Origin of the sequence: Fusobacterium sp. FSA-380-WT-3A, from assembly GCF_012843705.1 — a bacterium.
Taxonomy (GTDB): Bacteria; Fusobacteriota; Fusobacteriia; order Fusobacteriales; family Fusobacteriaceae; genus Fusobacterium_B.
Window position 1 is genome coordinate 20773 of record NZ_JABAFQ010000021.1, and the last position, 12932, is coordinate 33704.

9 protein-coding genes are annotated in these 12932 nt (G+C 26.5%); 1 reads left to right on the forward strand and 8 read right to left on the reverse strand.

The genetic code is table 11. The features are described 5' to 3' along the window. Positions 1 to 79: 79 nt before the first annotated feature. A complete protein-coding gene (locus HF862_RS09370; protein ID WP_170187604.1) occupies positions 80 to 2419 on the forward strand; it encodes a patatin-like phospholipase family protein in 2340 nt (779 codons plus the stop codon). 47 nt (positions 2420 to 2466) lie between these two features. On the opposite strand, the gene HF862_RS09375 is transcribed toward HF862_RS09370, so the two are convergent. The 8 genes from HF862_RS09375 to HF862_RS09410 form a co-directional block, all read right to left on the reverse strand. Beyond that, entirely contained in the window at positions 2467 to 3600 is a 1134-nt protein-coding gene (locus HF862_RS09375) for an ROK family protein (RefSeq protein WP_170187605.1), read from the reverse strand. Positions 3601 to 3695: 95 nt separating this feature from the next. Further along, positions 3696 to 4406: a sulfite exporter TauE/SafE family protein gene (locus HF862_RS09380; RefSeq protein WP_170187606.1), complete on the reverse strand. Its 711-nt coding sequence runs from the start codon at positions 4404 to 4406 to the stop codon at positions 3696 to 3698. A 70-nt stretch (positions 4407 to 4476) separates the two neighbouring features. After that, the gene (locus HF862_RS09385) at positions 4477 to 6465 is read right to left on the reverse strand and encodes an alpha-glucosidase (protein WP_170187613.1); all 1989 of its coding nucleotides are present in this window, start codon (positions 6463 to 6465) and stop codon (positions 4477 to 4479) included. 28 nt (positions 6466 to 6493) lie between these two features. After that, positions 6494 to 8236 (reverse strand): solute:sodium symporter family transporter, encoded by a 1743-nt coding sequence (locus HF862_RS09390; RefSeq protein WP_170187607.1) that lies wholly within the window; start codon positions 8234 to 8236, stop codon positions 6494 to 6496. A gap of 36 nt (positions 8237 to 8272) precedes the next feature. Further along, on the reverse strand, positions 8273 to 8941 hold the full coding sequence (locus HF862_RS09395; protein ID WP_170187608.1) for a DUF4867 family protein: 669 nt from the start codon (positions 8939 to 8941) through the stop codon (positions 8273 to 8275). 29 nt (positions 8942 to 8970) lie between these two features. Then, positions 8971 to 10311 carry a fucose isomerase gene (locus HF862_RS09400; protein ID WP_170187609.1) on the reverse strand — a complete coding sequence of 447 codons (1341 nt, stop codon included), beginning with the start codon at positions 10309 to 10311 and terminating at the stop codon, positions 8971 to 8973. 14 nt (positions 10312 to 10325) lie between these two features. After that, positions 10326 to 11183 (reverse strand): NAD(P)-dependent oxidoreductase, encoded by an 858-nt coding sequence (locus HF862_RS09405; RefSeq protein ID WP_170187610.1) that lies wholly within the window; start codon positions 11181 to 11183, stop codon positions 10326 to 10328. 32 nt (positions 11184 to 11215) lie between these two features. After that, positions 11216 to 11893: a transaldolase family protein gene (locus tag HF862_RS09410; RefSeq protein WP_170187611.1), complete on the reverse strand. Its 678-nt coding sequence runs from the start codon at positions 11891 to 11893 to the stop codon at positions 11216 to 11218. Positions 11894 to 12932 lie beyond the last annotated feature (1039 nt).

The following is a 12932-nucleotide window of genomic DNA, read 5'->3' on the forward strand; positions in this document are numbered from 1 at the left end:
TATACTATAATTTATTCTTTTTTTCATAATTTTTTTATTCTTGTGATATAATTTAATAAAAAATTTGTGGAGGAATATTATGAAAAAAATTTTACTTATTTTTCTTTTTATAATTTCATTTGTCTTTTCTTTTTCCCAAGAGGAAAAATACTATGGAAAAATAAATAGTAAAGAGGACAAAATAAATTCTATAAATAATCATATAAAAGTTTTAGAAGATTATATTAAAGAATTAGAAGAATTAAAAACTTATGTAAATAAAAACAAATTTGACATTAATAAAAAGTCTGGTTCTCCAAAAATTGCTTTAGTACTAAGTGGTGGAGGTGCTAAAGGTGCTGGACATGTTGGAGTTTTAAAAGTTTTAGAAAAATATAATGTTCCTATTGATATGATAATTGGAACCAGTGCTGGAAGTATTGTGGGAGCCATGTACTCCATTGGTTATTCTCCAAAAGAAATAGAAGATTTTTTACTCACTCAAGAATTTGAAAAATTATTTTCAAACTCTCCAGACCGTTCTTTAAAAAATATAACTCAAAAAATTAATGAAACTAAAGGTACTCTTAGTGTTTCTATAGATAGTAACAATGATATACACTTCCCTTTAGGAGCTATAAATGGAGAGCATATTTATCTTAACTTTAAAAAAACTTTTGAAAGAGTTGAAAGAATAAATAATTTTGATGAATTTCCAATAAAATTTAGAGCTGTCACTACTGATATTAATACAGGAGAAGCCATTACTGTAAAAGATGGAGATTTAGCAAAGGCTGTTCTTATGAGTATGGCCATTCCCTCTATCATCATTCCTATAAAACATCAAGATAGTTTCTTTGTTGATGGAGGAGTTGCTAATAATTTTCCTGTTGTAGAAGCTATGAAAGCTGGTGCAGATATAATAATAGCTGTTGATATTACAGCTGACCCTAAAAATATATCAAATAATTCTAATGTTGTGGAAGTTATTGATAAAATTTCTGGATATAACAGTATGAAGAATACAAAAATTCAAAAAAATTATGCGGATATTTTAATAGTTCCCGATGTTAAAAAATTTGGAACTTTAGATTTTGAAAATATTCCTCCTATTATTAAAGAGGGAGAAATAGCTGCTGAAAACTTCTCTTCAAATCTAAAAAAACTTTCTAATAAAGAAAAATTTCTTGCTATAAAAGAAAAAGCTAAAGTTTTAACAAAGTTTGAAGGTCCTATTAATTCTATAAATCTAGTTGGAAATTCAACTTTTACTCATAAAAAAGCTATGGATTTAAAACCACAAACTAATAATTATACAATAGATGATTTAAATACTTGGACAAATAAAATATATGCTCTATCATATGTGGATAGAATTTTCTATAAGGTTCAAAATGATGATATTACTTTTTCTTTAGAGGAAAGTCCTCTATTTAAAATTTATGGAAATTTCCTTTATATTTCTAGTGATTATGGTATGGCTTTAAATTTAAATACTGATTTACCTTATAGTAATAGTTTTGGTAATAACTACTATGTAAAAACTGAAATTTCATCTTTTCCTAAATTAACTTTAGGAAATAAAAATACTTTTGAAATATTTAATATTGATTTTTCAAGAAATTACAGTTTATCATATCAATATTCTCCTGTATTCCTTTATGGTTGGAATTCAGGAAAACTTATTTCAAAATACACTACAAAAGCTTTAGGTTTTCAATATGATATTTCTTCTCCACTTTTTAATAATCTTCTTTTTGGTATATCTACAGGATGGAAATATTCTAAAAATTATTTTACTTCTGGATTACCTTATGATTTAGAAGATATAGATATTGAAAATTACATTTGGGGTGGTTCTTATATTATCTATGATAACTTAGATTCTATTTCATTTCCTACTAGAGGAACTTTTTCTTACTTAGCTGGTTTTGTTGATAGGGGAATTTCTAATTCTGGTTTTGATTTTCATGGATATAAATTTAATTTATTTAAAGCTTTTCCTATTAATAAAAAACTTTCTTTTGGTGCTTTTACTTCTGGAGGACAATTATTTAATGATGACTTTAATTACAGATATGAAGGTTTATTTAAAATAGGTGGAACAAAAAAATTTAGTTTAAATTATAAAGAGTTTGATTTTTATGGTATCCCTTATTATGGAATAGTTACTGATAAAGTTATCTCCGGTGGTATTTCTTTACAATATAGTTTAGGACCTAATATTTATCTTATTGGTAGATATAATGCTATTTCTTTTAATTCAGATTCAAAAAATTTCTTTTACCAAAAAGATAGTGAGTTTACAGATAATTTTTATAATGGTTATGGTATTGGTATAGGTTGGGATACATTATTAGGACCTCTTGAATTTTCATTAACAAATGATTCTATTAATAATGGTTTTCTATTCAATATTTATTTTGGTTATACTTTCTAAAATAATAAAAACTCTACAAGTTAGAATATTCTAACTTGTAGAGTTTTTTAGTAATTATTAAAAAAATCTTCTAATATCAATATAGCTCCTGCTATTTTTCTTTTATATGAATAATCTTTCATACAACTTATATTCTCTTGTTTTATATTACTTGGTTTATTTTTCAATTTATTTTTAAATGCTTTAAAAAATCTTTCCTCTGAAAAAAATCTCCCACTTAAAATTAATTCATCTACAGGAACTATCCAACTTGCCAAAATAATATAATCTGATAAAATATCTAAAACGTTATTTAGTATCTCCATTCCTGATTTTTTAGATACTCTATTTACAAAATCAAAATCTGTTTCTTCTTCATTTTTTTCATATCCTAAATCAATAAATTTTTTAACCACATGGTCAAAATGAACCTCAGATTCAACACAACCACTTTTTTTACAGATAGAACAGTAATTATTACTATTTTTTCTAAATAAAGGAGCATGTCCAAATTCTATCGGTTTATTTTCTGTCCCTTGTAAAATCTTTCCATCTAATACTACAGAAGTTCCTACACCTGGTCCATATTTTAAAACCCAAAAATTTCTATGGTTTTCTTTAAAATGCATCTCACTTAAAACAAGACCTTTCATATTATTTTCCAAAAGGCATTTTATTTCTAATCTTTTTTCTACTATTTCTAAAATATTAGGGATTGGACTACTTATAGCAATTTTATTTTCTATTTCTCCTTGAACTAAAATTCCCATTCCCAAAATTTTTTCTTTTATTTCTTTTATTTCGTTTTCAATAAAATCTAAAATTTTATTAAATTCTTCAATATCAAAGCTTTTCTCTCTAGACCATTCTTTTTCAAAAATAATATTTGCTTTCAAATCTGTTATTATAAAGATTATTTTTCTTTTTTGAATTTCAAGTCCTAAACAAAATCTTGATTTTTCATTTATATCAATTAGAATTTTCTTTCTCCCAACTTTATTTTCAGTTACTTCCCCTAATTCTACTAATAACCCTTCTTTTATCAAGTCACTAGTTAAAATTGTTAATGTCGCTGTTGTTAATTTCAAATCTTCTGCTATTTTTTTCCTAGAACTTGCCCCATATGTATTTAAATATGATAAAACTGCCCCTATATTTGAAGACCTCACAGTCTCCATATTTAATCCTCTACCTTTGCCCATTCTTTCACCTTATTTCTATTTTTATATCTTTTAAAATACAATCGTATTCTTTTTATTAAGTATATAATATTTTTGTAAATTTCTCAATATAAAAATCAGAACAATAAAGTAACTCCAGAAATTATTAGTAATATATAAGTTATTAATAAAAATAATTTCTGGCTCATTTTTTTATGTAAAATATTTCCTATTATAGCCCCAATTATTACAGGAGGAATTCCCCACATCAATTTAGTTACTGTTTCAGGAGTAAATAGACCTATTGCATAATGACTATATCCTAAATAACTATTTAATATAAGCCAAACACAAGAAACTGTTGCTCTAAATTCTGTTTTTTCTTTAAATTTTTTAGCAGCATATATTATCAATAAAGGTCCTCCAGAAACAAACATTCCATGTATAATTCCAGCAACAAAAACAATCATTACAAGAAAAAATTCTGGTAAATCTTTTTCTGTTTTTACTAAAAGTCCTTTTAAAGCTATCCCTATTATAAATATTGCATAAAATTTTAAAAGCATTGGAACTGGTAAAACAGAATATATATAATTTCCTAACACAAGTCCTAAAAACATTATTATCATAATTTTTAAAAACTCTTTAACATTTAAACTTTTATATGAAATTATTACTATCCAAACTGCCACTAATAATCCCATAATATTTAATATTGGTTTTGCTACATCTATTCCTTCTAATAAAATACTAGGAGGCATTGCTAATACTGTCCCAGCAAATCCTGTAATTCCTTGGACTATATTAGTTAAAAATAATACTAATAAAAATAATCCTTCTTTTAACATTTTTCCTCCTCTAATTAAAGAAAGATACTTGAATAATCAAGCATCTTCCCTTAGTTAAATATTTAGATTTTTAGATTGACTTTAATCCTTCAAATAATGTTTTATACTCAGAAGTTTTTCTATAGAATACTGCAGGATATCCAATTGGTACTTCTATTTGATGATGTCCACCTTTATATTCTTTTCCTGTCCATATATGTACCCAAGTATCTTCTGGTAAATAAACATCTTTTACTTCTTCTCCCTTATTATAAACAGGAGCTACTAATAAATCTTTTCCATATAAATATTGATATCTAATATCATATGCTTCTTTATCATTTTCATAATGCATAAATATAGGTCTTTGTACTGGAATTCCTTTTTCAGAAGCCTCAGTTACAAGGGTTTTTGTATAAGGTACTATATGTTTATATATTTTTGTCATTCTAGCAAGATGTTTTAATGTTTCCATATCTGTATCAAATTGATGATTATCCCCAGGTCTATTTCCTTCATGAGTTCTCATAAATGGAGTGAAAGCTCCCATTTCAGCCCATCTCATAAATAACTCTTTACTTCTTTTTAATCCATGAAGAGTTGTATATCCTCCTATATCACTATGAGTAAGAGCATTTCCTGTCATTCCAACTGATAAAGCTCCTACTACAACTGAAGCTAATCCATCTTCTATACACCAATCAACACATTGGTCTCCTGCCCACATTAAAGTACAATATTTTTGATTTCCTGTATATCCAGCTCTCATAAAATAAACTATTTTTTCTAAATTTCCAGTTTCTTTTACTGCTTCATAATTCACTTTAGCCCATAAAGCAGGCCAAGCATTATGCATTAATTCCCCATTTCCATTTTTTAGAACAGCATCACTTGGTAAATATTCTCCAAAATCAGCCATCCATCCATCTAATCCGAACTCAATAAGTTCTTTTTTCATTTTTCCTTTATACCATTCAAAAGCTTCTGGGTCTGTTAAATCTACTATACCACAATCAAATTCACCAAAATCTACTTTATAATCATTTCCATTTTGGTCTTTTGCTAGATATCCATTAGCTTCAGCTTCTTTATAATAAGTGTCTCCTACTATAAAGAATGGATTAGCATATCCTAAGAATCTAATTCCTTTTTCTTTTAATTCCCAGATTTTTTTATCTAATCCTGGATAAGTCTCTGGTGACCATTTCCAGTCCCACCAAAGTCTTTTTCCAAAGGAAGTCATATTTATTCCTTCCCAATCTTGACACCAAAGACCAGCTACTTCTACACCAGCTTCAATGGCCTTTTCCATTTTTTCTATTACTAAATCTGTTCCACCTTGAATTCCAAGTAATACTCCATTATACACCCACTCAGGTAATTTAGGCTGTCTACCAAAATATCCAGTTAATTTTTCTATGATTTCTAAATAAGTTTCGCCCGTTTCAATCATAATAAATTCTGGTTTATGCCATACTTGTAATTCATGGAATTTTTCATTTCTAAAATCAAAGTCAGCATATGCTGTTGTTTCCATATGTAAATAATATTTTTTTGTAGATACAAATGTAGGTTGAGGATAATATGTTGTATAATAATCTCCACCAGCTCTATCTTTTACATCAGCTTGCCATGTTGTATAAGTTTTTTTATTTCTTCCTACTCCTGGTTCAGAAGTCCATAGAGGGAAATTTTTTCCTCTTAAGTTAAAGTATGTCATTTGTTCTCCACAACCATATACCTTTTCTTCTTTATCAGCACAAATTCTAAACCAGTATCTATTTAATTCATCAGATGCTTCTAAGAAATTAATATATATTCTTCCTTCTTTTTCTTCAAAAGATATATTTAAAAATTCTTCTCCTCTAAAAAATTTAATTTTATTTTCTTCTAAAATTTCAAACTCTATTAATGCTACTCTTTCTATTACATAATCTTTTATGTCATAATTTCCTCTATACATATCAAAAGTAGCTTCACCCTTTCCTACAAAGATAAAAGGATTTTTTGTTGAATGAGATATTATTCTTCTTCCATTAACTAATAACTCCAAATTTTTCCCATCTACTCTTACTTCAATTTTTCCTCCTAGTTTTTCTAGTTATTTACTATTTTTCCTCACTAAAATCTTCTATTTCAGCTAAGAAACGAGAATGTTTAATTTTCATATCCATAACTTTGTAGAAAATTCCCATACCTACTACTAATGCTAACATAGCTAACTTAAAATTAGGTCCTACTAAATTTTCTCCTTTTATAGGTGATACAACTCCTATTGGTGACAAGAAGATATAAATAAATACTAATAATCCCATTAATAAAGTTGATACAAGAGGTAATTTAGCCCAAGGTTTCATATCAACAAATGGTTTAGTTTTTGGTTCTTCATAATCTTTTTCAGCTGGTTTTACTGCTGATATAATATGCATTAAAATTACTTCTACTACAAATAATAATCCCATTACATGTACATAATTTAATTTTACTTTTAAAATAAATATTAATACTGTATAAGCAATTAGATGGAATATTACAACTGTCTTAGCTGCTAAAGATGTAACTTTTTTAGAGAATAATCCTACTAAAACTATTGCTATTGTTGGAATATTAAAGAATCCTGTAAATCTTCTCATTACTTCAAATAATCCACCTTTAGCATACATTGTAAATGGAGCAACTGTCATACTAAAAATTGCTAAGAAAGTTCCAACTTGTTTTGCTACTTTTATTAATTTTTCATCTGAAGCATTTGGATTTATTACTGGTTTATAAACATCAAAACAGAATAATGTAGCAGCACTATTTAATAAAGAGTTATATGTACTCAATACAGCTCCAAATATTACTGCACTATAAAATCCTACTAAAGATTTAGGTAATACTGTTGCTACTAATTTTGGATAAGCAGCATCTCCCAAATTTGTATTTCCTCCAAATATATGGAAAGCTATAACTCCAGGGAAAGAAACTATTATTGGAATTAATATTTTCATAAATCCAGAAAGTAAAACTCCTTTTTGTCCCTCTTTTAAATTAGCTGCTCCTAAAGTTCTTTGAATTAATACTTGGTTAGTACACCAATAGAACATATTAGCAAAAATCATACCTGTAAAAATTGTTCCAAATGGTATTGGGTCTGTTGGTCCTCCTATTGCATTTATTTTATCTAAATGAGTTGTTGTAATTTGATTTAAAGCATTTCCTATACTTCCTTTTCCTAAATATATTAATCCAAAGAAAGGAACTGCTAATCCTCCAACTACTAATCCGATACCATTAATAGTATCTGATACTGCAACAGCTTTAAGACCTCCAAATACAGCATAAATACTTCCTATAATTCCTATTGCCCATACTAATATCCAAATAGATTGAACATATGTAACTCCTAACATCGCTTCTAAGTTAAAAACTTGATTAAATGCTACTGCTCCAGCATATAATGCAGCTGGTGTTGAAATTAATACATATCCTACTAATAAAAGCATTGAAATTAATTTTCTTGTTGTAGCATCATATCTTTCTTCCAAAAATTGAGGCATTGTTGTAAAACCTCTTTTTAAATAATAAGGTAAGAAAAATACTGCTAACATAATTGTTGCTACTGCAGCAGTTGATTCCCAAGCCATTCCTGTTATATTTTTCATATAAGCTTGACCACTAAGTCCAACTATTTGTTCTGCTGATATATTAGTTAAAAGCATTGATCCTGCAATAACTACCCCAGATAATCCTCTTCCTGCTAAGAAATAACCATCAGCTGTATCTAATCTTTCTTCTTTTGTTTTCCACCATGATAACACAGCTACTAATGCTGTAAAAAATATAAATGAAACAACAGTTAATAACATTTTTACCCCCTACATAAATAATTCTTTAAAACTTTTCTAGTACTTAACTTTCAAGTTCACCCCTATAATACCTTCATAAGCTCCTCTGCTTATAAAATCTTGTTTATCATTATGTACTAATAGCCATTTATTTCTCTTAAATAAATATTTATCTTCTTCAAATATAATTACTTTCTTAGTTAAATCTATATCTGTATTTGTATCTCTAGGTAATATAACAATACATTTAAATCCATCATCGCTTACTTTACATGGAGAGAAATGCATTGTTGTTTGATACACTTCTATAACTGTTCCTTTTGGTATAAAGAATCCTTTTACTTTTGAACTTTCTATTTTTCCATTCTCTATATCTTTTACATGAGCTAGTAATAATACTAAATCTGTTATAGCAACATTAACTTCGCTTCCTTTATGATATTCTAATCCATTTAATAATGAGTTATTTCCATTACAATATCCAAATTGTATATCCATATCTCCATATAAATTAGTTTTAATTTCTTCAAAAACTGATAATTTTTCCATTTCAGAATCTGAAGCTATATATATATTTCCTACTTCAGGAATAGGAGTATGCTTTTCAGCATACTCTATTAATTCCTCAAAATTATATCCTGTAATAACTTGTCCAAATTCTTTAAATTCTTTATCATTACAAGAGTAGATAGGAAATTCATTCAATTCTTTTAACTTATTTAACATAATGATATCTCCTTCTATTTTTTTATTTTTTAGTATTTACAAACTTCCATATTTAATAAGTTTGCTAATATTTCTAATTCTTTAGCTACATCTCCATAAACAACTGCAAAATGAGGTTCCCAACCATCTTTTACACTATTTTCTATTACTTCTAAAGAATTATTTTCTGTTTTTACAACTACTGATGTTCCTAAAAATTGTTTAGGTTCATCTAAAGCCTCTCCTTTAGCTATAAAGAATCTATATTCTCCGTTAGGTTTTCTTCCTATTCTAAATATTGTCACATGTTCAGCAGCTTTACATCCAAATTCCATTGTTGGTCCTATTTTTCTATTAGGATGTACCCCTACTTCAGCTCCTTTATCTTCTCTAGCTAAAGAACATGCTGCTGTTCCACAATGCCAATAAGTAACTGTATTTTTATTTTCATCTAATGATACTGGGTCTCCAAAAAATGCATGGTTTCCTGTAAGTTTCATTCCAATATACATTGATAATGCTCCCATTAAATCTGCTTCACATGAAGCTGCTACTAAGTTTTCATTAAGCATTGCTAAAGCTCCACAAACTGGAGTTCCATATTCAACAAAATAGTCTGGCCAACATCTTGAAGCTATAGCTTTAATATTATTTTGTTCCACAAAATCTTTATATGCTTTATAAACTCTTACAAATTTATCTACATTTTCTTTTGGAGTATTACATAATCCAACCATTTTTTTGTTAGCTTCTTCTAATAAATCTGTATATTCTTCTTCTTTATAAGCTTTTGCTTTATTTATTAATTCTCTAGCTTCTATAGAAATTAAATTTATTCCAAAATTCTTTAATAATTCGGCATCTAATCCTCTACCAAATCCAAATCCTTGAGGAGTATGTCCTATACTTGCCATATTTAAATTTCTTAAATCTTTTTTTATCTCAGCAGCCTTTATACATGCTGTCATTTTTAATTTTGTTACCTCTTCTGTTGGGGCTCCAAAAATATATTCAAATTTTTCTCTTCCAGTATGATGAAATAAATTTCCAGCAGAATAAGCTCCTGTTAGTGAATTTAATCTTAACCTTCCACCATCAATTACTGGTTCTCTTAATGTCCATAAAACTATTGGACAATCATATTCTCTCACTACTTCACTTGCATAAGCAGAGTTAGCAAAAGTTGTATTTTGTAAAATAACTAAATCAGGATTTTGTCCTTTTATAAAAGCTTTTAAATCATCTATTGATAATAATGGAGCTTCTGGATATATTCCACAATCTGTTATTGATTTTATCATTTCTACTGATTTATTAAATTGGTCATTTGCACTTTCTAAATGAAATGTTGGAACTCCAATAGGTACAAATATTACTTTAAAATTTTTCATTTTCACACCTCAATTTATTTTTTGCTTACAACTTTATAAGTTGCTGAGAAATCTTCTTTTCCATATCCTAATTCCATAGCTTGTGCATATACATTTTTAGCTACTTCTACACCAGGTAATATTAATCCTAATTTTTTAACTAAAGCTGATGTTAAATTAACATCCTTATTCATATTTTCTACGGAAAAAGCTGTTTTAAAGTTTCCTTCAGCTATTACTTTTCCTTTTGTATCTAAATAAAAGTTTTGAGCTCCTCCATAAGATACTGCTGTCATAAATTCTTCTACAGATATTCCTGATTTTTGAGCTAATGTTATCATTTCGTTAACACCATTTTGAATTTGAGAAACTAATGTATTATGGCATAGTTTCATTACTAATCCTGCCCCATTTTCTCCTAAATAGATGATATTATTTCCCATACAAGCTAATATATCTTTTACTTTTTCATATGTTTCTTTACATCCACCAACATAAATTCCTAATGTTCCAGTTTCAGCAGCAGGAACTGATTTAACCACTGGTGCATCTATCATTGAGGCTTTCTTTTCTGCTATTTTTTTAGATAATTCTCTTGAAACTTCAGGATCAATAGTACTCATATCTATAAAAATTTGTCCTTCTTTTGCTACTGGAAGTAATTCTTCATATACTGATATTACATGTTCACTTTTTGGAACCATTGAGACTACAACGTCACATTTTTCTCCTACTTCTTTTATTGAAGAAGCTTCTTCGGCACCTAAACCAACCATTTCAGCTACTTTTTCTTTATTTAAATCAAATACCATTAAAGGTCTTCCTGATTTTTTTAATATATTAGTACTCATTGGTTTTCCCATAAGTCCTATTCCTATAAAACCTATTTTCATTTTTTATCTCCTTTTGAATATTATAATAACCATTATTTAGTTGTATCATCCCAAGCTTTTGTAAATACTCCTAATCCATATGTTGTAAATGGATGTTCAAAGCTTGCTTTATAAACATCTAATCCACAAGTTACTATATGTGCCCCCATTTTAGCTGCTTCTGCTATTTGTTTTCCATTTCTTACTGCTGCAACAATTATTTCTGTATTAAAATTGTGTTTTCTATAGATTTCACAAATATCAGAGATATAATTTAGAGCATCATCTCCTGAGTTTTCTTTCCATCCTACAAATGGAGAAACAAATTTAGCATCTAATTTTCCTACAGGTATAGCTTGTGAAGGTGAAAATACTAATGTTACATTAGTTCTTACTCCTTCTCTTTCTAATTTTCTTGCTGCTATTAAACCATTTTCTGTACAAGGAATCTTAATAACAAAGTTAGAAGAATATGCAGCAATTTTCTTTCCTTCTTCTACCATCTCTTCCCATTTAGTTAAATGAGGATTTATTTCAACAGATATAGGAAATTTTTCATAACCTTCTATTCCTTTTTCTTTTACCCAAGCTGCTAAATCAGCTATTACTGTTAAAAATGGTTTTCCACTTAACATAATGTGTCTTGGATTTGTTGTAACTCCATCGATTCCATAATTTTCATAAGCATACTCAATTTCATTTAATTTTGCACTGTCTAAAAAATATTTCATATTAATCCCTCCAAAATTTATTTTTATTTAGTTAATTTAATTAATCAATTATTTATTTAATAGGATTATACTTCTATTTTAATTATTTGTCAATATATTTTTTTGATTTTTTTTTATTTTTATTTTTCATTTTAAGAACATTAAATTTATAAATAATTCTTTTTATCATTTTTTATATATTTTAAAATTAATAAAATAATCCAAATACAAATTTTATAATTACTTTTTATTAACTTTTCTTTAAATTATCTTAAAAATACTAAAAATTTTTTATTAACAAAATCATTACCAATATTCTAAATAATATTACTTCACTAATTATATTCACTTTTTATTTATATATTTATCAAATATTATTAATAGTTTATTAATTTAATTATTATGTAAAATTAAAATTAATTAATCTTCAACAATATTTATTAATCTTCATATAAAATTAATAAAAGTTTCTTTTCTATAAAGTTTCTGTATCTTTTAAATTTCTGGATATTTTTATTTTTAATTTTATAAAATTATATAGCAATTATAATTTATATTTTAATCATTTTATAAACAAAGTACGATTTTCATTATACTTTGTCCTTAAGTTTTATTTCCATCAAAGAAGTTTATTAAAAAATTTTATATAAATTTCAATTTTATTTTTATTTGATAAATTCTATACAAAATTCTTAAAAATTAATTTTTATCTTTTAATAAGTTTATATATTTTTCTTTAATTTAATAATTTTATCTGATTTCCTTTTTTAATTAGTTAAATAATTTTTTATCATTTCTAAAAAAACTTAACTTTTCAATTCTAAATTAAAAAATTTTTTAATTAGAAAAAATAAATATAATTTATTTTAAAATATTTATCATTCTAATAATTTTCCTTAATATTTTTTATAAAAAAACTAAAGAATATTTAAAAATATCTTATTTTATTCTCTTTTATATAATTATAGTAATCAAATATAATAAAAAAAAGCTATAGACTATTCTATAACTCTTTACTCACAGCTTTTCATTTAATATTTAAATATATATTTTCTCTCTC